Source organism: Maridesulfovibrio sp., from assembly GCF_965230075.1.
GTDB lineage: Bacteria > Desulfobacterota > Desulfovibrionia > Desulfovibrionales > Desulfovibrionaceae > Maridesulfovibrio.
Genome location: NZ_OZ245945.1, coordinates 3,882,179 through 3,904,027, shown reverse-complemented (window position 1 = coordinate 3,904,027; position 21,849 = coordinate 3,882,179). Strand labels below are relative to the sequence as shown.

Sequence of the window (21,849 nt, the reverse complement as noted above, 5' to 3'; positions counted from 1 at the left end):
CATAGAGAATTAATTACACAGAGCCGTTGAATTTATTTCAACGGCTTTTTCTTTTATGCCAGAGAACTAGAGTTCCTCGCTCAAAATGTCTTCAATGCAGTCGATGGTGTCTGTGACGAGCTTGAGGCATAACCTGCTTTCTCGTAGGCGCTTTTTGCCTTCGGGCGTTTTTATGTCCTGCCCATTCAGTCGCAGGAGTTCGGAACACTGATGTGAATGATTTTTTTCTGCGAACCGTGCAAGCAGTTCCTGCACCGCATAGTATGTTCGGTCTCGTGAATATGTATCTGAGGGATCGCCTGATCCCAGTGCAAGACCTAACGCCAGGCATCCTCCGGAGACCGCCCCGCAAGTCAATCCGGAAGCGAAGCCTCCGCCAAGACCGGCGCTCAGTTTTCTGGCTGCTTCAGAATCAAGACCATATCTTTCACCCACAGCTTCAAGGACAGCTTGCGCGCAAGACGATCCATTAAGCAAAGCTGTTACCGCATGGTCATGTGTTTCCATTTGAAATTATCCTTACTGTTCCTTGGTGGGTATGACGCCTCGCAACATACCTTCAATTATGGCGTCAATTCGTTCCCAAGAAGTGTCTTCTGATAAGTCGAACCCGCCATAGCTACCCGGTTTTATTGATTTGACCAGTAATGTATTTATTGCGGAAAATATCATGACTACAATGGTAGTAAGATCGCAATCATCATCTGCTTCCAGCGACATGCGCTCAAAGCACTCCAAGGCTGTGCGTATCCGTATATCTTCAAGGCTAGCTACTTCATCAGATGTAGACACTTGTTCCCAGACCATAATTGCCAAAGTCAGAGGTCTAGCCCGGAGAGATCGTATGTAGTTTTTGAAAAAGCGGTGTAATGATTGTTGGGTGCCTAGTCTTTTCCATTCTTCCGGTGTTTCCACCAACTCTTCAGGGCTGGGCCAATATTCGCCTGTGCTACCGAATGCTTTGACTACTTCTGTCAGGCTCCCGAAATATCTGTAAATAAGAACCTTATCTACGCCAGCTTGCTTAGCTATGCTGTTGATGCCTAGCCCTTTTGCTCCGTCCCGAGCCAACACGATTCCCACGGATTCAATGATACGCTTCTGGGTTTGTTCTCTATCTTTTTTGTTTTTCATGTCACCAGTAGTGACATATGGGTTATATCATGTCAAATTTAATTGTTAGGGGGCATGGTAAAAATAAAGGCACCCTGTTTTTGTCTAAAAACAGGGTGCCTTGAATGATCTAAGATTTGTTTGATATTTCTATTTGAAAGGCTCGATAGCTTTCTTGAAGCCCGCTCTGGAACGTTCGATTACTTCGGTTCCGACGCAGAAAGCGAGGCGGAAGTAGCCGGGGAATCCGAAACCTGTTCCGGGAACGGCGAGGATCTTTTCTTCCTGCAATGCGGCGCAGAATTTTACATCGTCGCCACCGGGAGCTTCTGGGAAGAAGTAGAAGGCGCCTTTGGGCATGGTGTAGGAGTAGCCTGCTTCCTTGAGTACGGAATCCATGGCGTTGCGGCGTTCGAGGTAGATGTTTTTGTCTACCTGTGAGCCGAGGGCTTTTTCAAGCAGCTTCTGACCTACTGCAGGAGCGTTTACGAAACCGAGGATACGGTTGGTGAGCACCATCCCGGCCATGAGTTTCTCTTTCTCGGGCATTTCCGGGTTGAGCAGGGCGTAGCCGATGCGTTCCCCGGCAAGGGAAAGGTTCTTGGAAAAAGAGCTGACCACTACGCTGTAGGGGTAGAGCGGCAGGATGGAAGGAACATCGACATCGTCAAATGCGAGGAAACGGTAAGGCTCATCCGCAACGAGGAAGATGGGACGTTCACGGCCTTCGTTGGCTTTTTTGAGGATGGCAGCCAGTCCTTCAAGCTCTTCCTTGCTGTATACAGCCCCAGTGGGGTTGTTGGGAGAGTTGATGAGCAGTACGCGGGTCTTTTCGTTGATAGCCGCTTCGATGGCGTCGAGGTCCAGTTCAAAAGTCAGCGGTTTGGAGGGTACGGTAACCAGTTCGCCGCCGGAGTTCTGGGCATAGAAGCCGTATTCTACGAAAAAAGGTGCGGGGCATAGAATCTGGTCACCCGGCTCAAGGATAGCGCGGTAGAAGGCGTTGATAGCCCCGGCAGCACCGCAGGTGATGATCAGGTCGGAGCCGGATACTTTTACGCCCTGTTCTTCGGAAACAGTTGCAGCGAGTTTTTCGCGTACGGTGGGGTAGCCGAAGTTGGGCATGTAGCCGAAAGCAAAGGGCTTGTCTGCGGTTTCCGCAAGTTCCTTGAGACCTTTACCCACTGCTGCGGGAGCAGGAACATCGGGGTTGCCCAGTGAAAAGTCGCAGACTGCGTCTTCACCGTATTTTTTCTTCAGTTCCATGCCTGTTTCGAACATCTTACGAATCCAGGATGAACGTTCGATGTATCCTTCCACTTGGGTTGAAAGAAGTTTCATTTTAATTCTCCGTTATCTGCGGTTGCGATTGTAGTTCCCGCCGCGACCCTTGTTTGTGGAGTTTCCGCCTTTCGGCTTGCCACGGTAGTTCTTTTTACGGGGACGGGATTTTTTCTGCGGTCTGGGCTTGGGTGCCGGGGGCTGCTCTGCACGGGCGTGCAGGGACTTCTGGTAGAGTTCGTCCAGAAGCATGCCCACGAGGATACATTGTTCGTCATCCTCGGCAAGTTGGCGGACCAGATCTTTATAGCGGCCAATGCGCTCCCTTTCAAGTATTGTCCGTGAGCGGAACTGTCCTTCAAGGATAGTGGTCAGCCTTTCATTAATTGTTTCCAATACCTGCTTGTCGTCCGGCAATTCACGCACTTCGAAATTGATGTTGTAGGCAGTGGCAATGCGTTGCAGCTCAATTTTCTGGATCACGTCCACAAGAGAGATTGCCACCCCGGAAGAGCCCGCGCGTCCGGTTCGTCCGGCGCGGTGGATGTAGGATTCCTTATCTTCCGGCGGTTCGTACATGATTACGTGGGAAAGGTCCGGCACATCGATGCCGCGTGCGGCAATGTCGGTTGCAACGAGGAAGCGAACGGAACCGTCACGGAGCTGGGCCAGCACCCGTTCACGCTTGGACTGCGAAAGGTCTGAGGTCAGGTCTGCAGCATTGAAGCCGAAGTTGTTGAGCACAGCGGCAACGAATTCCACGTTGGCCTTGGTATTACAGAAAATGATGGCCGAAGTGGGGTTTTCCATTTCAAGGATGCGCATGAGCTGGCGTTCCTTGCCCATGGAAGGCACTTCGTAATAGGCGTGGTCAATTTCGGTTACATGGACCTGCTTACTGCTCAGGCTGAGCATCTGCGGCTTGTACATGAACTCTTTGGACAGACGGATGACGTGTTCCGGGAAAGTTGCCGAGAACATGTAGGTGGAAATGGGCCTGCGTGGCAGGTAGGACTTTACCTCGCGCATATCCGGGTAGAAACCGATGGAGAGCATGCGGTCAGCTTCGTCGAAGATCAGGGTTTCGAGATCTTCAAGGTCAAAGGTGCGTTTAAGCAGGTGGTCGAGAATCCTGCCCGGGGTACCCACAACCATGTGTGCGCCTTTTTCCAGCTCTTCGCGCTGGCGTCCGTATCCAACTCCGCCGTAGACAGAAAGAACCCGCAGTCCAGAGCCTTCGAAAATTTTTTCCGCTTCACGCTCGACCTGCCGCGCCAGTTCGCGGGTGGGGACGAGGATCAGGGCCTGAGTGTAATTTATATTGGGGTCGAGCTTTTCCAGCAGGGGCAGGACAAACGCACCGGTCTTGCCGCTGCCGGTCTTGGCCTGCACCATGAGGTCTCGATCAGATAATTGGTAGGGGAGAGATTTGGACTGGACTGGGGTTAATTTTTCCCAGCCCGCTTTATCAAGGGCGTTCAGTATGGATGGGGGGAGTTCTTCTTTTGTGATTTCCGGGAGTGCTTCTTCTGGTTCCACTACTTTATCCGGCTCATCATGAACGCTTTCGTTCTGCATTTTATGTGCAGCTTGGTCATCTTTTGAATTGGTCATAAATGTTTTTCCTATTAAAACTTGAAATATCCGTAAAACACTACGCTATAACTATTGGATTTTGCAAAGGGTATTTTGGCTCATGATGGCTGTTATCGAAAAAGCAAATAGAAGGCCTGTTGTATGATTGGGTTTAACTATTTGATCTAAGATTAAAATTGCAGGTAATTCTGAGGAGATCAAACTTTTTTGAACGGGTGTTGCAATGATTGAAAAGATGATGTCCAGACAGGTGTATTTCATTCTCAGATGTATTCTGGCTGCTGTTTTTTTGTATGCTGGAGCCGGGAAACTGATGGATGTTCAGGGGTTCGCCACGGTCATCAGCGGTTATGGATTGCTGCCCGATCAATTGAATTATGTTGCGGCGCTGGTGCTGCCGCTGGCTGAAATAGTCATTGCATTTGGACTGCTCTGGGATGTGAAAGGTTCGCTTTCCTCTTATTCGGTTCTGCTGCTCGTGTTCATGGCGGTGCTGGCCCATGGAATCAACATGGGACTCGATGTTGATTGCGGTTGTTTTGCCCCCGGAGATCCGGAAGGGGAAGCTTATCATTCCCTGCGCGAAGCACTGCTGCGTGATGCGTTTTTGCTGTTGGGTTGCGGGTATCTTTACCTGCTGCGCCGGATGAAAGGTTACCGCTCCCGGTCTGTACTGACTCTCGTTGCTCGTTAAGATTTTTAAAATTTGGAGGATGATGGAATGAAGATGGTTAGGAATATTTCTGTAATTGCGGCTCTGTGCGCGCTCATGTTTGCAATGACCGGCTGCCTCGGTTCTGACAAATTCGCACAGGAAGTGGAAAAAGAAAAAGGCGCAGTAAAGCTCCTCAAGGAAGTACAGCGCGGTGATTACGATATTATCACCACCCCCGAACTGAAAGCTCTGATGGATAAGAAAGAGGACATGATCATCATCGATACCATGCCCTATGAAGCCAGCTACAAGAAAGAGCACGTTCCCGGCGCTAAGCAGTTCCTCTTCCCCATCCCCGACATGGTTGAGTGGGACGTAAAGGAAACTGATGGTAAGACCAAAGAGCAGTACATTGAGATGCTCGGACCTGACAAAGATAAACTCATCGTTATCTACTGCGGTTTCGTAAAATGCACACGCAGCCACAACGGTGCAGCATGGGCCAAGAAGCTCGGCTACACCAATGTAAAAAGATACCCCGGGGGCATTTTCGCTTGGAAAGGCGCAAAGTACCCTGTCGGTTCTGTAAAATAATTTCAGGCTGGGGATAACCCAGTCCTCTCTCCTAGCCCCGGTGCGTTGTGTGCCGGGGCTTTCTTGTGCCTTGCAGCGGGCACTTTCTTAGCCGTCTGTCTTTTACCCTTCAATTCCCACCAAAATGCCATCCGGTTGTTCACCGTTACGCTGGAGCATCTCACCTGCAGCTTGGCAGGCCGTTTCTAAATCAACGCCTGATGAAAGATGGCAGGCTTCCAGCAGTTCATTGATGGCGTCACCTTCGCGGGCGTAGGAATTTAGCATTTCTCGGCTGAACATGAATATGCGGTCTCCTTTCTTAATGTCGTAAGTGGAGCAGGGCGGCAGTCCCATGCCGAGGCTGCCCAGATTGCCGCTTTGCCTTTCGATGAGTTGCGGGGCTTTTTCCCGGCGCAGGAGAACTACCGGGAGTGCGCCGGCATTGACCACGGTGAGTGATTCATCTTCCCGGTCAAGATGGATGTAAGCAGCTGAAATTTCATTGTCGTTAACGATTTGACTTTTGAGACTGAGTCCTATGTTGCGCAGGGTTTCGGAAGGTTTGAACAAAGGCCCGCTGTTTTCGGCCAGCAGTTCCTTGATTGTTGCAGGCAGTTGTCCGGGGCACTGCTGCGAGCTGTTCAGCAGCAGGTGGCTCTCACTTTTATCAGTCAGGATCACGCTTTCATGGATGAACACCTCTGAATTTCGGGGATGATTCGGAAAAAAAGATCTTGAGCCTTTTGCAGGGAAGTCGGTTTCAACCGTTTTTTGTCTGGATGACGCTGGGCATTGGCTTTTAAGTTGCCTGTCGCAGGCGGTGAGTTTCAGATGCAGCCTGATGCGTTGGATGACGTCTTTGTATGCAAATGGTTTAACGATGAAATCCACTGCTCCGGCGTCGAATCCTTTGGAGGTGTTGTTGTCATCATCAAGGGCACTGAGAAAAATGATCGGTATTTCAGATGTTTCCGTCGAGATGCGGAGCACTGATGCACATTCAAAGCCGTTTTCTTCAGGCATCATGATATCCAGCAGGATCATGTCCGGTTGTTCCTGCTCGGCAATGGCTCTTCCTCTGCGTCCGTTTGTAGCAGTAATGATGTTGTAGCCCTGTTGTTTCAGTACCAATTCAAGGAATTCCAGGTTGAAAGGCTCATCATCCACTATGAGAATGGTTGGTATATTGTTCGGGCAAACAGGCATTTGGTTGAATCCTTTGCGTGTCAACGAGTTGATCGAGTGTTGCGTTTCTTTAAGATAACTTAAAGCAGAAAAAAAGTCTTTGTGTCGTAAAATATTATGTACTTTATTCGAAATTATCCGTTGCTAAGAAAGTTGCTGTTGCGTTAGATTGTTGCATCATTTTAAATCTACAACTTTTAGCAGCAGGAGTTGATGACATGCTTATTGGTATTCCTAAAGAAGTTAAAACCATGGAGAACAGGGTCTCAATGACCCCCGGTGCGGTTGAAACACTCGTTCGTCGCGGTCATTCCGTTGTAGTTGAAAAAGGGGCCGGTCTCGGTTCCGGGCTTTCCGATGAAGAGTACATATCTTCAGGAGCCAAAATGGGTTCTGTAGATGATGCTTGGGCCACAGAAATGGTTATCAAGGTTAAAGAGCCCATTGCTTCCGAATACAAATATCTTCGCGAAGACCTCCTGCTGTTTACCTACCTGCATCTTGCTGCGGATGAACCGCTGACCAAAGTTCTGCTTGAATCCGGGACCACCGGGGTTGCTTATGAAACCGTACAGCTGCCTGACGGTTCCCTGCCTCTGCTTACTCCCATGAGTGAGGTTGCCGGACGTCTTGCCGCACAGGAAGGCGCTTTACACCTTGAAAAGACCAAGGGCGGCCGGGGTGTACTCATGGGCGGTGTTCCCGGTGTTGCTCCCGCGAAGGTCATGGTCATCGGTGGCGGAGTGGTCGGTACCAATGCCGCCAAGATTGCCGCCGGCATGGGCGCTAATGTAACTATTTTTGACGTCAACCACGCCCGTCTGCAATATCTGGATGATGTTTTCAATGGTCGGATAACCACTGTGACTTCCACCGAACCCAATATCCGCGCGGCTATTGCCGAGGCTGATCTGGTCATCGGTGCGGTGCTCATTCCCGGTGCCAAGGCTCCCAATCTTGTTACCAGAGGCATGCTTTCCACTATGAAGGAAGGTGCTGTAATTGTCGATGTTGCTGTTGATCAGGGTGGCTGTGTTGAAACCATCAAGCCTACTACCCATACTGATCCTACCTATGTTGTGGACGGTGTGGTCCATTATGGTGTTGCGAACATGCCCGGCGCTGTTCCCCGCACCTCTACTTTTGCCCTTGTTAACCAGACTCTGCCTTATGCCCTGCAGCTTGCTGACAAAGGGCTTGATGCCTTGCGTGAAAACAACTCCCTCAAGCTTGGCCTGAATACCATGAAAGGCAAACTTACTTATGCTGCTGTGGGTGAGGCTTTCGGCATTGAGTCAGTTACTCCCGACGAGGCTCTTTCTTAAGTCTGAACTCTAAAATTGTTGGATTTATTGAATCATATTCTAAAAGGCGGAAGCAGTTGCTTCCGCCTTTTTTGTTGCTGAAAAAAAGAATAGTATGGGTTATCGTTAGTGCTGCCTGACCGCTTCTGCTGCGGAGAGGGTTCTGTTCAACAAACCATAACGGTTAATTGGTCCGTTATTGAGCTGTTTTTCTAAAGCCGAATTGGGGTGAGTTTATGCGCAGTTATATATATGCAGGCAGAAAGATGCTGCTTACCTTTGGGCTAATCTCGGCTTTGTTGTGGATAGTTGATTCATTTATCGAATTTGTTTGGTTTAATGAAGCTGGCCGTTTGTTTGGTTACTTTCTATTACCCGTTGATGACATTCATGAAATGTATATGCGGGCTATGTTGGTCAGTTCGCTTTTGGTTAGTGGTGCTGTGGTTTCTTTCATGTATGGACGGGTTGCACGTTCAGAACAACTGACTCGGGAGAACGAGAGGAAACTAAGGACCATATTCAATTCTATCGGGGATGCGGTTATAGCCACTGACGGAAATGGAGTGGTAACCCGCATGAATCCAGTTGCTCAGCAGCTTACTGGCTGGAGTGTTGAAGAGGCCGCAGGACGGCCCCTTGCCGAGGTTTTTAAAATAATTAACGCAGTCACTAGACACCCTTGTGTAAGTCCTGTTGAAATAGTTTTGAAGTCAAAAGGCGTGGTCGGGTTGGCAAACCATACCGCACTCATATCTCGTTCCGGAGAAGAAGTTCAGATTGCAGATTCCGCAGCTCCGGTCTTTGATGAACAGGGGGAAATGGCAGGGACAGTTCTTGTGTTCAGGGATGTCTCAGAAGATTACCGTCAGCGAGAGGAGCTGCGTCGGTTACGTAACTACCTGTCCAATATAATTGATTCCATGCCATCCATTCTTGTGGGGGTAGATGCTGAAGGACATGTTACCCAGTGGAATATGACAGCGGAAAAGGTGACAGGAATTTCTGCTGGAGACGCTCAAGGAAAATCCCTTGTATCCGTGTTTCCTCGTATGGCAACGGAGATGGACAAGATCAGAGAAACCATCAGGACGCGCCAGCCTTGTAGCGAGGAACGTAAGACTCGGCAGGGTGAAAGTGGTATTTGCTATGAGGATGTTACTATTTTTCCGCTTATTGCCAACGGTGTAGATGGTGCGGTTATCCAGATAGATGATGTCACTGAGCGTTGTAATCTGGAACAGATGATGATCCAGACCGAAAAGATGATGTCCGTGGGCGGGCTGGCCGCTGGCATGGCCCATGAAATAAATAATCCTCTTGCCGCCATTGTCGGTAATTCCCAGAATATTCTTAACCGTATATATAAAGATCTGGAAAAGAACCGCAAGACAGCCAGCGAATGTGATGTGGATCTGGAAAATCTGCGGGAATACCTTTCCAGAAGGGACGTCCCGAAGATGTTGCATGGAATTTCCGAGTCATGCAACCGGGCTGCAACTATTGTCAGCAACATGCTCCGTTTCAGCCGCAAGAGTGAACGGAAGTTCGGCGAGTGCAATCTAGCAGAATTAATGAATAACACTATCGATCTTGCGGCAAATGATTATGACCTGAAGAAAGAGTATGATTTCAGGAAAATTGAAATAATCAAAGAGTATAGTCCTGAGCTTTCAAATGTTGTTTGCGAAGAGAATGAGATTCAGCAGGTGTTTCTTAATCTGTTGAAAAATGGAGCGCAGGCGATGATGGAGAAGGAATATGTTGAAGATAGTCCCCGTTTTATTTTAAGATTAAAAAAAGATGGGCAGATGGCCGTCATTGAAGTTGAAGACAATGGTCCGGGAATGAGTGAGGACGTTCGCAAAAGGGTGTTTGAGCCATTTTATTCTACCAAAAGGGTGGGGCGTGGAACCGGATTGGGACTGTCTGTTTCATATTTCATCATAACCGACCAGCATAATGGTCTTATGAAAGTAAATTCAGTACCGGGCAGTTGGACCCGGTTTGGAATCAAGATACCCATTTCAGGGCGGGAGGCATAAGTATGTCACATTCAATACTTGTTCTGGACGATGATGTTCATGTCAGGGAAAGTCTTGCAATAAGCCTTGAAGATGAAGAATTTGATGTTTATGAGGTCGGCAGTTCTGAGGAAGCCTTGAATTTTCTTGAAAAGCAGCAGGTTGACCTTGTCGTAGTTGATTTGCGGCTTCCCGGTATGAATGGTACTGACTTTATTAATGAGGCCCGTAAGAAATGGTCGGGACTCAAGTTTATCATCTATACAGGCTCCCCGGAGTTCAGCATTCCTGTTGATCTGGCTGAGGTGTCCAGTGTCTCAAATTCCATTTTTCTTAAGCCGCTGCCGACTTGCGAGGTTATGGTTAGTGAAATCAGGCGTATGCTTGGTTAGCTGACTTTGGATTTGCAATATGGGCGGGTAGCCGTTATCTGGTATTTGAATCGAACGGTTTTGCCCGGAGTGTATTTTAGTGCCCCGTAAAAAAGAAGAGATAATATACGTAGTAGCGAAAGCTAAGGCGGAACCGCCGCCGGAAGAAGGTTTGCCGCCGTGGATGGCCACATTTGCGGATATGGTTACCCTTTTGTTGTGCTTTTTTGTTTTGCTGCTTTCATTCGCCAACCAGGATGTTGCCAACTTTGAGACCTTGAAAGGGTCCATGCGCGATGCCTTTGGTATGCAGAGTCAGGATAAATCCGGAAAGCATATGGCCTTTTCCAAAAGTCCTCACTCTGCATCTTCCGTAAGCGCAAAAGCAAAAAAAGAGATGCAGGCCCTTGAGGTCGATATCAGGGCTTTTATCTCTGCCGGTAAGTTGCAGAAGCTGATGGCGGTAAATACTGACCAGCAGGGAGTTCTGGTCAGGGTTCCCAGCCGCGCTATTTTTAAGCCCGGAACCGCTCAGATTAATCCCAAGGCCACCAGATTGCTGGATAAGGTGGCCAGCATTATGAAAAAGAAAGATTTCAATCTCGTGGTGCGCGGCCATACTGACGACCGGGCCACCAAGAATAATATTTACAGTTCAAACTGGGAGCTTTCAGCGGCCCGGGCTGCCTCCTGCCTGCGTTATATCCTCAAAAGATCCGGAATTTCGTCCAAGCGAGTCAAAGCAGTTGGTTACGCCGGGACTAAGCCTTTGGTTCCAAATACCTCAAACCGGAACAGGGCTATTAACCGCAGGGTTGAGTTTTATTACCAGCCGCCTTCTGAAAATTGGTAAAATTTATATTGTTGCATCGAAAATGCCCGCTGTCTTTATTAAAAGACAGCGGGCATTTTATTTTCTGCTGAAAATTCTGAGTTGTTTTATTGCTTCTTGCGCTTTTCCCAGAGTTTCATTTCTTTCATTTTCTTGCGCCGTTCCCGTTGCAGGGACTTACAGACCAGAGGGGTCTTCTTGGCGTAACCCCATTTTTCGCGATATTCATCAGGAGTGAGACCGTATTTAGCCAGATGCCTTTTGGTAAGGACCTTGAAGGATTTACCTGATTCAAGGCAGATAATGCTTTTTTCCCTGATGGCCTTTTTGGGGTCTACCGGGGGAGTCGGTTCAGGAGAGCCGTTGTCGAGCATGCCTTCGCTAATCTTTTTAATTCCTGCAGCAAGCTTCTGTACCATGGAAGTTATTTCTTCTTCAGTCATGGTTCTCACGCTGGCCTGTGCTTTTACTATTTCAAGAGCTTCTTTAAGATGGTCTTCCATATTCTCTCCCTTTCCATGTTTTACGGTTGCCGTATAATTTATGTATTAATTATTTTTTAGTCTGTTGATGTAGGAGCGTGTTGTGCTTGGTGTAGAAGCTTTGGGTTGACGCTGCTACCCATTCTTAAAATTTAATCAACTAAGACTAACTATGAATAGCACTATATGGATATAAAGGTGAAGTAGAATGTTAAAAAACTTTCTACTTTTTTAGACTGCTGAACTATGCAGTATAGTAACTTGCCGAATTTAGTATGATTTATGTTGCTGTTTAAGGTTCAAATAATGACAGCGGGTATCTATGTCCCGGGATGTAACTTTTTGTTGCAATCTAAAACACATGTTTGCGTTACTTTTTTTGGGTAGTTGATGTATAAGAACTGTGTAGGATTGATTTTTTTGAGGTGCCGTAGGCGTTAAGTTTCTATAGGCGTGTGTTTAAAGCTTTCAATTTCGAGTAGATAGAGAGGTCTTTATGCCTAAAAAGGATATTGCTGAGTTCTTGGAAGAAATCGGAGGAATGGATGTTGATTCACTTGTGAACTGTGTATGCCGGCATCATCTGTCAAATTTGGGGCGTGATTATGGGCGCACTGATCTATTTTCACTTTATCAAGCTCTTGCCTATACCTTGCGCGATCGGCTGGTGGGAAACTGGATTAAAACCCAGCGTTCCTATTACAGCCAGAGAGCTAAAAGTGTTTACTATCTGTCTCTTGAATTTTTGACCGGTAAGTCACTGGCCAGCAATACCATCAGTCTTGGGGTGGAAAAGGAAGTAGCCGAGGTACTGGAAAAGTTTGGCGCAACCCTTGATGAAGCCGAAAGCGCGGAAGCTGATGCCGGACTGGGTAACGGAGGGCTTGGCAGGCTTGCTTCATGTTTCCTTGATTCCATGGCCAGTCTGGGAATCCCCGGTTACGGGTACGGAATCAGATATGAGTACGGTATTTTCAAGCAGGCCATTGAAAACGGGGAGCAGGTTGAGGCCCCTGATGACTGGTTGCACAGTGGTAACCCATGGGAATTCAACCGCAAAGGTTTTATGTTCACTGTCCGCCTTTACGGACGTGAAGAGCAGTACACCCATGAAGACGGTTCTGTTCGTCATCGCTGGGCGGACAGTGCAAAGGTCATGGCCGTACCCGTGGACATGCTGATCCCCGGTTACAGGAATGGAAATGTTATAAACATGCGCCTTTGGGAGGCTCAGCCTGCAAGACGCTTTAATTTCGATCTGTTTAACAGCGGCGACTACATCCGTTCCATGGAGGATGCGGTCCGGTCCCAGACTATTTCGAAGGTCCTTTATCCCAATGACAGGCTTAGTGAAGGGCGTGAGTTGCGTCTTGTGCAGCAGTACTTCTTTGTCTCGGCCACTATTCAGGATATGATGCGCCGTTTCATGAAGCTTAAGCTTGATTTTTCCGAGCTGCCCAACCGGGCTGTGGTCCAGCTTAATGAAACCCATCCGGCGATCGCTATTCCGGAGCTTATGCGTATCCTTATTGATGAACATATGCTGAACTGGGACGTGGCGTGGCGAATCTGTCGCCGGACTTTCGCCTACACCAACCATACGGTCATGCCGGAGGCTCTTGAAACGTGGCCGCTGGACATGATGCGCAAGGTTTTACCCCGCCATGTATCTATCATTTTCGAGATTAACCGCCGTTTCATGGAGGACGTAAAGAGCCGTTTTCCCGGTGATGAGGACAGGCTTAAACGTATGTCCATTATTGAAGATGGTGAATTCCCGCAGGTGCGTATGGCCTGGCTGGCGGTTGTGGGCAGCTTTATTGTGAATGGTGTTTCTGCCCTGCATGGGGAATTGATCAAGAAGAGCATCTTTCAGGATTTTGTGGAGATGTTTCCGGGTCGTTTTACCTCGGTCACCAACGGAATTACTCCGCGCAGGTGGCTGCGCCAGTGCAACGAACCCTTGTCTGATCTTATCAGTGAAAAGATAGGTGAAGAGTGGGTCACTGATCTTGCACAGTTGCGAAAACTTGAGCCGTTGGCTGATGATCCTGAATTTCAGGAACGCTGGTATGAATGCAAGCTCAAGGAAAAGCAGCGTCTGGTGGAGTATGCGCGCAATGAGTACGGGCTCTATCTGCCTGCGGACTGGATGTATGATGTCCATGTCAAACGTATCCATGAGTACAAGCGGCAACTGCTCAATGTGCTCCATGCCATTACTCTTTACTGCCGTTTGAAAAAAGACCCCAACAGTGTTGTGGTTCCCAGGCTGAAGATTTTTGCCGGTAAGGCCGCTCCGGGGTATTTTATTGCCAAGCGCATCATTCGGTTGATCAATTCCGTGGGCGCGGTGGTTAACTCCGACTCTGCAGTAAATCATAAGTTGCGTATAGCTTTTATGCCCAATTACCGGGTCTCACAGGCTGAGCGGATTATTCCGGCCACTGACCTTTCGGAACAGATTTCCCTTGCAGGAACCGAGGCTTCAGGAACAGGGAATATGAAGTTCGCCCTGAATGGCGCCCTGACCATCGGTACCCTTGATGGAGCCAATATTGAGATAATGGAAGAAGTCGGCCGCGAGCATATGTTTATTTTCGGTATGGATGCCGATGAAGTGGTAGCGCGCAGGCATAGCGGATATAATCCCTCGGAAATAGCTTCTGCTGATCAGGAGCTGGCTGAGGCCCTGCACTATATTGGCGACGGCACTTTCTCTGAAGGGGACCGGGAGCTATTTCAGCCGATCCTTAACGCCCTGTTTGACGGTGGAGATCAGTACATGGTTCTTGCGGATTACCGTGATTATGTCGATGCACAGGACAGGGTTGATGAATTGTGGCAGGACCGTAAAGGCTGGCTGCGCAGCTCAATTCTCAATACGGCCGGATCAGGGTATTTTTCCAGCGACCGGTCCATTATGGATTATGCCCGTAACATTTGGGGAGTAAGGCCCATGAAGATTAAAGAATAACATTTCAACCTTAGTGATTGTTCAATAACAACCGCCTGTTTCGGTCAATAGGCGGTTGTTTTTTTGTTACAAGTATGTGTAGTTTAGTAGTCTCTCTTTGATTATGTGATTCAGTTGAAATTTTTGGTCGGGATTTGTCTGATGTTTAGGCTTGTGTTGATATTATCATTCCTTATGTTGATTCCGGTTTCTGCCTTTTCAGAATCGAATCAAACTCTCACGCTTGTGTATAAGGATATCGGTAAGCCTCCGTTTATGGAGGTGGCTCCAGATTCTTCCGGGCTTTACAATGATTTGATGACCCGGGCTGCAGAAAAAATCGGTTTCAAGCTGAATATTGTGCGCAGGCCTAAAAAACGTCTCTACAGGATGCTGAGGGAAGGGCGTGCTGATCTGTATGCTTCCGCTTTGTTTAGGGAAAAGCGGTCGGAATTTTTGTTTTATATACCCAATGGCCTCCATTACCATAAACAGCATTATGGTTTGACCTCGGCAGGAATTCCTCCGATTAAAGAACTGGGTGAGATCAAGAGGCATAATTTGTTTTGGGTTGTAGAGCTTGGTAGTTCCAAGCCTGAAAGGGCGAGAAAATATGACGTTAATTTTACAGAGGTAAAGAAGATTACCGTCGAAAATGCAGTGCAGATGCTCAAAATGGGCCGTCCGTTCTTTTTTTTGCTCAGCACAACTGCAGTCAAAGAATATATGCGTGATAACCACCTTGATTCCATGAGTGAAGTGGGGGTACGCCTGCATATCTGTACCCCTGAAATTTCTTCGCCATTGTTTTCCAATTTTTCACGTAACTCCAAATATTGCCAAGAGGAAGTAAATCCTGACTACTGCTCGGACAAACCGCTCTCCCCGGATAATTTCCCATTCCAGCCCATACGAGGATCTGTTCCGCATAAATTAAGGGATGCTTTACAGGAAATGATTGATGATGGTGAGGTGGATGATCTGGCCCGTAAGTATTTTGGTGCTGATTGGCGCCGTGTAATACATTTCGACTCAAAGACTCCTCTGGTGCAACAGTAAAAGTTCCACAGATGATTCGCTTTTGCTCCTTCAGCTCTTGCCGTTTGCGGGGTGAGGGCAGTTTTGCCTTAAGTGGGAAATTCTCTTATATTATCGCTCCTGAAATGAATACAAAAATGGATTGCAGATAATGAAAATGAAATTTCGTCCTTTTACAGCCCTGTTGGTAGTTCTTTTATTGTTGGTAGGAGTTTGTACGGCTCTGTTCCACACGGGCTTTTTTGATGCTTTTTTTGCTAAAAAAGTAGAAATTGAGCAGCCGCAGGAGGAGGGTGAAGGCCCTGTTGTTCGTCGTGAGGTCAGTAAGCTGGTCCTTCCTCTTGGATCTGCAAAATCAGCAGAACCTGATGCAGCTGAAGGGTTGAACGAGGCAGATATCAGTGGACAGGAGAATGCTGTAAACCAGACGGTGCAGCTTGAGAAAAAGAAAGAGGATGTTGCGCCCGCTGCTGAAAAGCCTGCAGTGAAACCGAAGCCTGCTGAATCTAAACCGGTGGAGCAGAAAAGCGCTGCCAAGAAGGTCGCTAAATCTTCCGTATCCAAAGGATCTGTCACAAAAGTAAGTTTCTCCTGCAAATCTGAGAGGGCTTCAGTGGAGGTTGCCCTTTCTGCAGAAGCAGGAAGAGTGCGCTGGTTTAATCTTGCAAAACCGCGCAGGCTGGTACTTGATATTTATGGGAAGTGGCAGAATAAGGCCAAATCACTATACCGTTTGAAGGATTGTCCGGTTCAGAAAATTGTCCTCGGTGAACATCCGGATAAAATCCGAATGGTTGTTTACCTTGATGAAAAGGGTGTCCCCGCCAAAATCAGGCCGGGAGTACGCAAACATGATAAAGGTGTCTCTTTTGATCTAGGGTTTTGATTTAGGTTTACATTGTTTTTTTTTAACGCCTTGCAAATAATTTTTTGCAAGGCGTTTTTGTTTTTATTTTACATTAAGAGTTTGTATTTTAATGGTTTTGTCTTGTCTGATCTCGCGTAACATAAACGTAACAGCCGGGTCATTGCTCTGTAACCCGTGCCGGATAGTTAATTGTTGTCAGCTGATGCAGGCTGACCACTATTCGGTGCGTATCAAGTAAGATCAGGGATCGGTTGAGCCTGATCCGATTTTATTTTTATATAATTTTATGGAGACAATGTAATGGGGCAAGCTGTTAAAATCGCTTCTAAAAATCTGGACTTTTATTATGGTGACTTCAAGGCTCTTGAAGATATTTCCATGGATTTTGAGGAAAACAGGGTTACCGCGCTTATCGGGCCTTCCGGTTGCGGTAAGAGTACTTTTCTGCGCTGCCTGAACAGAATGAATGACCTTATTCCCGGAACCCGTGTTGACGGCGACCTGACTCTGGATGAGGAAGATATTTATGCTCAGGGTCTTGATGTCGTTACCCTGAGAAGGCGTGTCGGTATGGTTTTTCAGAAACCCAACCCTTTTCCCAAGTCCATTTTCGAGAACGTTGCTTACGGACTGCGTGTAAACGGCATTCAGGATAAAGAATTTATTGCCCATAAGGTTGAAGAGAGTCTCAAGGGTGGTGCACTTTGGGATGAGGTTAAAGATCGTCTCCATTCTTCCGCACTCGGACTTTCCGGTGGTCAGCAGCAGCGTCTCTGCATTGCCCGCGCTTTGGCTGTTGAGCCTGAGGTTCTGCTTATGGATGAACCTGCTTCTGCTCTGGACCCCATTGCAACCCAGAAGATTGAGGACCTGATCCACGAACTCAAGAAGAACTTCACCATCATCATTGTTACCCACTCCATGCAGCAGGCGGCACGTGTTTCAGACCAGACCGCTTTTTTCTATATGGGCCGCCTTATTGAGACCGGCAAGACCGAAACCATGTTCACTAAACCCAAGAATAAGCAGACTGAAGATTACATCACCGGTCGTTTTGGTTAAGTCGATTTCAAATTGTAGTTGAGGCCCTGTTCTCAGGGTACTGAGGAGTGTGTTTTTATGGAGCAACGTGCTCACTTTATAAAGAAAATGGATGACCTGAAAGTTCAGGTCCTGAGAATGTCCAGCATGGCTGAGGCTGCCATGCACAATTCAATGAAGGCTCTGGCTGAGTGTAATGCCGAGCTGGCAGAAGATGTTATAATGAATGACATCAAGATCAACGAACTTGAGTGTGAGCTTGATGAGCACAACCTGAGTCTGCTGGCTCTTGACCAGCCCATGGCCAGAGACTTGCGTTTTATCGTCGGTTCCATGCGTATCAGTAGTAACCTTGAGCGGGTCGGCGATCAGGCGGTCAACCTTGCACACCGTGCTGTCTTTCTGAGTACACGCTCGCCCCTGCCTTTCAACCAGCAGTTGGACCAGATGTGTGCCATTGCCGGAGACATGGTCAATAAGGCGGTTAAGGCTTTTGCGGATGAGGATGCTGATCTGGCTGCGGAGGTCTGCGGTATGGACAATGAAGCAGACGGCCTCAGTGTGAGAATTCTTAAAGGACTCATCGAAAATATGGTCTCTGAGACTAGAATTGTCGAGCGAGGCGTGCATCTGATTATGGCCGCCAATCACCTTGAGCGCATAGCGGATCAGGCCACTAACATTGCCGAATCTGTGATCTTTATCACCAAAGGTGTAAATATAAAGCACCAATGCAAAGGTTAGCAGAGTAATCCGATTTTGGTTGGCAAAAGATTTTAAGCAAGAAAAGAGCCGGATTTATTCCGGCTCTTTTTTTGTGTTAAGCTTTGAGTGCAAACGATTTCAGGCGCCGGGAGCCTGTTGAATTAGGTTTACATAAGTCCTTTTTTAGGATAGAAGCAGTTCTCTTAATCTCAGAAGGGTTTATACCCGCTGGGAATTATCCCGTAACGGGCATTAGGGATGAAGTGTGGCCCTCATGGGTCAACGGACAATCTGGGCATCGGCTGCCTCGGAACGCGTGAGCAGGTTGATTCCAATGCGCTTCTCCCATAATATATATGCCAAAATTTTGTCCGAGGACATCGTTGTTGGAGGTAACCCATGGAAAACAATGAAAACATGAACGCCGAAATGGAAATGGACTTCGAGGCTGCCCTTGAAGATTACCTTAATGCCGATTTCGGAAATCTGGACGAAGGAAGCATCGTTTCCGGTGAAGTAGTTAAAGTAGACAAAGACTTCGTTCTTATCGACGTTAACTTCAAATCTGAAGGCCAGATTGCAGTATCTGAATTTCTGGATGCTGATGGTGAAATGACTGTTGCAGTCGGTGACAAAGTAGACGTTTTTGTTGCTAACAAAAACGAAAACGAAGGCACCATTCACCTTTCCCGCGACAAAGCCAAGCGCATGCAGCTCTTCGATAAACTCGAAGAAGTGCAGGAAAAAGAAGGCGTTGTCGAAGGCAGAATCATCCGCCGCATCAAAGGTGGTTACACCGTTGATCTCGGTGGCGTGGAAGCCTTTCTGCCCGGTTCTCACGTCGATCTCCGTCCCGTTCCTGATATGGACGCTCTCGTTGATCAGACTTACGAATTCAAGATCCTCAAAATCAACCGTCGTCGCAGCAACGTTATCGTTTCTCGCCGCGTTCTTCTCGAAGAACAGCGCAACGAAATGCGTTCCCAGCTGCTCGAAACTCTCGAAGAAGAGCAGACCGTTAAAGGTAAAGTCAAGAACATCACCGAATACGGTGTATTCATTGACCTCGGCGGTCTCGACGGTCTTCTGCATATCACAGACATGTCCTGGAAGCGCATCAAGCATCCCAAGGAAATGGTCGCACTCGGTGATGAGCTCGAACTGAAAGTTCTTAACTTCGACAAAGAAGGCCAGAAAGTTTCTCTCGGCCTCAAGCAGCTCGTTCCCGATCCGTGGGAAGACATCTCCGGCAAATACCCCGAAGGTGCCAAGTACACCGGTAAGGTTACCAACCTCGCTGACTACGGTGCATTCGTTGAGCTGGAAGCCGGCGTTGAAGGTCTGGTTCACATTTCTGAAATGTCCTGGACCCGCAAGCTGCGTCACCCCTCCCAGATGGTTCGCGTTGGCGATGAAGTCGACGTAGTTGTTCTGGGTGTAGATCCCGACAAGAAGCGCATCTCCCTCGGTATGAAACAGGTTAAGCCTAACCCCTGGGATGTTGTTGCTGAGAAATTCCCCGAAGGTACCATCCTCGAAGGCCAGATCAAGAACATCACCGAATTCGGCGTGTTCATCGGCATCGAAGACGGCATTGACGGCCTGATCCACGTGTCCGACATCTCTTGGACCCGTAAGGTTCGCCATCCTTCAGAAGTATACGCAGTGGGTGACTCCGTACAGGCTAAAGTCCTCACCGTTGATAAAGAAAACGAGAAATTCACCCTCGGTGTTAAACAGCTTTCCGAAGACCCCTGGTCTCAGGTACCCACTAAGTACCCCGTTGGCTGCACCCTTGAAGGTCTCGTTACCAACATCACCGACTTCGGCCTCTTCGTAGAAGTTGAAGAAGGTATTGAAGGTCTCGTTCACGTTTCTGAAATCTCCCACAAGAAGATTAAGAACCCCTCCGAGATGTTCAAAGAAGGCGTTACCATTCAGGCTAAAGTCATCCACGTATCTGCTGATGAGCGTCGTCTCGGCCTCTCCATCAAGCAGCTCAAGGAAGACACTGAAAAACGTCAGCCCAAAGAATTCCGTTCCGGTCCTGCCGACAGCGGTAACACTCTGGGCGAACTGCTGAAGCAGAAACTTGCTGACGCAGCTGATGCAGCTGCTGCAGAGACTGAGGATGAAGAATCCTAAGAACGGTTTCTCTGTCAGACATCCGTTTCTATTCGGTTTCAGTCTGCTATTAATGGCTGTGGCTCTCCTATGGGGAGCCGCAGCCTTTTTTCATGGAAAAGTGGACTTGTTCAGTGCCGGAAAGATAGGGGTGGTCAATGTGCAGGGAACCATCATCAATTCATTGCCTACGGTAAAATTTCTGCGTGACTTGCGCCGGGACGATTCAGTGAAGGGTGTTCTGTTGCGGGTTAATTCCCCGGGCGGGACAATTGCGCCCTCACAGGAACTCTATCATGCTGTGAAGCGGCTTGCCGAGGTTAAGCCTATTGTGGCCTCTTTCGGCACTGTGGCGGCTTCAGGCGGCTACTACGCGGCCGCTCCGGCAACCAAGATCATGGCCAGTTCAGGTTCCATCACCGGCTCTATCGGGGTCAAGGCCGAGTATGCCAACTTCCATCAGCTTATGGAAAAGGTCGGGGTTAAACCGATCATCATCACCAGCGGGAAGATGAAGGCCGCTGGTTCGCCTTTTTCCGAACTGACTCCGGAACAGCGTGAATACCTGACCAATCTAATTATGGATATGCATAACCAGTTTATTGACGATGTTGCGTCAGCTCGTAAGCTGGATCGTGAGCAGGTGGAGAAGATTGCTGACGGACGGGCCATCACCGGACGTGAAGCCAAGGAGCTTGGGTTAGTGGACCGCATTGGCGGGTTTGAGGAGTCTGTCACCGTGCTTAAGGCTCTCTGTAATATTGAGGGTGATGTGAATGTCATTGAAGGGCCGGAAGAGAAAAAACCGTTGATCAAGGAAATCCTTGGCTATCTGGGGATTACTCCGGAAGGTTCCGCTACCGGGGACGGGCTGATCTTTTCTTACTGATGCGGATAGGGCGGCAGTATTTATGAAGTGCACTTTTCTGGGCGTGGGGTCTGCATTTGATGCCGGGCAGAGCAATGTTTCCGTTCTGCTAGAAGCCGAAGGGCGGAACTTCCTGCTGGATTGCGGCTTTAATGCCGGACACGAATGCATGCGTACTCTGCAAGACCCGTCCATGCTTGATGCGGTCTGGGTTTCCCATTTCCATGGTGATCATTTCTTCGGTTTGCCCTTTCTCTTTGGTTCCTTTCTTACAGCAGGGCGTTCAAGGGAATTCCATGTTTGCGGACCGTCAGGAATTGAGGACAAGTTTACTCAGGTTATAGACCTTGCCTATCCTACCATGCGGGCCAAGCTTGCTTTTGGTGTCGTCTTTCATGAATTCAGTCCCGGCGATGCGAAGAGTGTCGTCGGGTTCAATTTGCGAACATGTGTGATGGACCATTCGGAATCTGCTCAGGGATTGCGGATTGAGCGTGCCGGGAAAGCCGTTTTTTATAGTGGAGACGGAAGGATAACCGAGGACTGTCGATGCATTGGACGCAATGCGGATCTGGGCATACTCGAATCCTACGGACTGGATGAAACGATCAAAGGTCATTCCAGCGTTGTAGAATGTATTGATTTTGCAACTTTAGCAGGAATGGGTAAAGTAGCACTTGTGCATTTGGAACCTTTTGTGCGAACCTGCCGTAGTGACCAGATTATGAATATGCTGGCACAGGTTGATGAGTGTGAAATTTTATTGCCTGAAGAAGGGTTTAGTGTCGAACTTTAATTGAGTCGGCCATATTATTGCATTGCTGTGAGGC

20 protein-coding genes are annotated in these 21,849 nt (G+C 48.2%); 14 read left to right on the top strand and 6 right to left on the bottom strand.

Features of this window, described 5'->3' with window-relative positions:
* Positions 1-66: 66 nt before the first annotated feature.
* From ACO05Z_RS17650 to ACO05Z_RS17635, 4 genes are all read right to left on the bottom strand, one after another.
* A complete protein-coding gene (locus tag ACO05Z_RS17650) occupies positions 67-507 on the bottom strand; it encodes a C-GCAxxG-C-C family protein (protein ID WP_421903497.1) in 441 nt (146 codons plus the stop codon).
* Positions 508-519: 12 nt separating this feature from the next.
* Positions 520-1,071: a TetR/AcrR family transcriptional regulator gene (locus ACO05Z_RS17645; RefSeq protein WP_421903496.1), complete on the bottom strand. Its 552-nt coding sequence runs from the start codon at positions 1,069-1,071 to the stop codon at positions 520-522.
* Between the two features lie 192 nt (positions 1,072-1,263).
* The gene (locus ACO05Z_RS17640; protein ID WP_421903495.1) at positions 1,264-2,454 is read right to left on the bottom strand and encodes a pyridoxal phosphate-dependent aminotransferase; all 1,191 of its coding nucleotides are present in this window, start codon (positions 2,452-2,454) and stop codon (positions 1,264-1,266) included.
* Between the two features lie 12 nt (positions 2,455-2,466).
* Positions 2,467-4,008 (bottom strand): DEAD/DEAH box helicase, encoded by a 1,542-nt coding sequence (locus tag ACO05Z_RS17635; protein ID WP_421903494.1) that lies wholly within the window; start codon positions 4,006-4,008, stop codon positions 2,467-2,469.
* A 205-nt stretch (positions 4,009-4,213) separates the two neighbouring features.
* On the opposite strand from ACO05Z_RS17635, the gene ACO05Z_RS17630 reads away from it, so the two are divergent.
* Entirely contained in the window at positions 4,214-4,684 is a 471-nt protein-coding gene (locus ACO05Z_RS17630) for a MauE/DoxX family redox-associated membrane protein (RefSeq protein ID WP_421903493.1), read from the top strand.
* A 27-nt stretch (positions 4,685-4,711) separates the two neighbouring features.
* On the top strand, positions 4,712-5,239 hold the full coding sequence (locus tag ACO05Z_RS17625) for a rhodanese-like domain-containing protein (protein WP_421903492.1): 528 nt from the start codon (positions 4,712-4,714) through the stop codon (positions 5,237-5,239).
* A 102-nt stretch (positions 5,240-5,341) separates the two neighbouring features.
* Here ACO05Z_RS17625 and ACO05Z_RS17620 read toward each other — a convergent pair whose 3' ends face one another.
* The gene (locus ACO05Z_RS17620; protein WP_421903491.1) at positions 5,342-6,427 is read right to left on the bottom strand and encodes a response regulator; all 1,086 of its coding nucleotides are present in this window, start codon (positions 6,425-6,427) and stop codon (positions 5,342-5,344) included.
* Between the two features lie 197 nt (positions 6,428-6,624).
* On the opposite strand from ACO05Z_RS17620, the gene ald reads away from it, so the two are divergent.
* The 4 genes from ald to ACO05Z_RS17600 all read left to right on the top strand — a co-directional run bounded on the left by ald (position 6,625) and on the right by ACO05Z_RS17600 (position 10,958).
* The gene (gene ald / locus ACO05Z_RS17615; RefSeq protein WP_421903490.1) at positions 6,625-7,731 is read left to right on the top strand and encodes an alanine dehydrogenase; all 1,107 of its coding nucleotides are present in this window, start codon (positions 6,625-6,627) and stop codon (positions 7,729-7,731) included.
* 215 nt (positions 7,732-7,946) lie between these two features.
* On the top strand, positions 7,947-9,755 hold the full coding sequence (locus tag ACO05Z_RS17610; protein WP_421903489.1) for a PAS domain S-box protein: 1,809 nt from the start codon (positions 7,947-7,949) through the stop codon (positions 9,753-9,755).
* 2 nt (positions 9,756-9,757) lie between these two features.
* A complete protein-coding gene (locus ACO05Z_RS17605) occupies positions 9,758-10,126 on the top strand; it encodes a response regulator (RefSeq protein ID WP_421903488.1) in 369 nt (122 codons plus the stop codon).
* A gap of 79 nt (positions 10,127-10,205) precedes the next feature.
* On the top strand, positions 10,206-10,958 hold the full coding sequence (locus tag ACO05Z_RS17600; protein ID WP_421903487.1) for an OmpA/MotB family protein: 753 nt from the start codon (positions 10,206-10,208) through the stop codon (positions 10,956-10,958).
* An 86-nt stretch (positions 10,959-11,044) separates the two neighbouring features.
* Here the strand turns inward: ACO05Z_RS17600 and ACO05Z_RS17595 are convergent, their stop codons facing one another.
* Positions 11,045-11,440: a MucR family transcriptional regulator gene (locus ACO05Z_RS17595; protein WP_421903486.1), complete on the bottom strand. Its 396-nt coding sequence runs from the start codon at positions 11,438-11,440 to the stop codon at positions 11,045-11,047.
* 475 nt (positions 11,441-11,915) lie between these two features.
* Between ACO05Z_RS17595 and ACO05Z_RS17590 the strand changes: the two genes are divergently transcribed.
* The 8 genes from ACO05Z_RS17590 (at position 11,916) to ACO05Z_RS17555 (ending at position 21,815) form a co-directional block, all read left to right on the top strand.
* On the top strand, positions 11,916-14,396 hold the full coding sequence (locus tag ACO05Z_RS17590) for a glycogen/starch/alpha-glucan phosphorylase (protein WP_421903485.1): 2,481 nt from the start codon (positions 11,916-11,918) through the stop codon (positions 14,394-14,396).
* Positions 14,397-14,651: 255 nt separating this feature from the next.
* Entirely contained in the window at positions 14,652-15,434 is a 783-nt protein-coding gene (locus ACO05Z_RS17585; protein WP_421903484.1) for a substrate-binding periplasmic protein, read from the top strand.
* Positions 15,435-15,564: 130 nt separating this feature from the next.
* Positions 15,565-16,299: an AMIN domain-containing protein gene (locus ACO05Z_RS17580; protein ID WP_421903483.1), complete on the top strand. Its 735-nt coding sequence runs from the start codon at positions 15,565-15,567 to the stop codon at positions 16,297-16,299.
* Between the two features lie 282 nt (positions 16,300-16,581).
* Complete coding sequence (gene pstB / locus ACO05Z_RS17575) at positions 16,582-17,343, top strand: phosphate ABC transporter ATP-binding protein PstB (protein ID WP_421903482.1); 762 nt, start codon at positions 16,582-16,584, stop codon at positions 17,341-17,343.
* Positions 17,344-17,400: 57 nt separating this feature from the next.
* Positions 17,401-18,066, top strand: a complete 666-nt coding sequence (phoU, locus tag ACO05Z_RS17570; protein ID WP_421903481.1) for a phosphate signaling complex protein PhoU — start codon at positions 17,401-17,403, stop codon at positions 18,064-18,066.
* A 360-nt stretch (positions 18,067-18,426) separates the two neighbouring features.
* Positions 18,427-20,172 carry a 30S ribosomal protein S1 gene (locus ACO05Z_RS17565; protein WP_319777994.1) on the top strand — a complete coding sequence of 582 codons (1,746 nt, stop codon included), beginning with the start codon at positions 18,427-18,429 and terminating at the stop codon, positions 20,170-20,172.
* Entirely contained in the window at positions 20,159-21,040 is an 882-nt protein-coding gene (sppA, locus tag ACO05Z_RS17560) for a signal peptide peptidase SppA (RefSeq protein ID WP_421903480.1), read from the top strand. The genes ACO05Z_RS17565 and sppA overlap by 14 nt, the downstream gene beginning before the upstream one ends.
* A 22-nt stretch (positions 21,041-21,062) precedes the next feature.
* Entirely contained in the window at positions 21,063-21,815 is a 753-nt protein-coding gene (locus tag ACO05Z_RS17555; protein WP_421903479.1) for an MBL fold metallo-hydrolase, read from the top strand.
* The last annotated feature ends 34 nt before the right edge of the window (positions 21,816-21,849 follow it).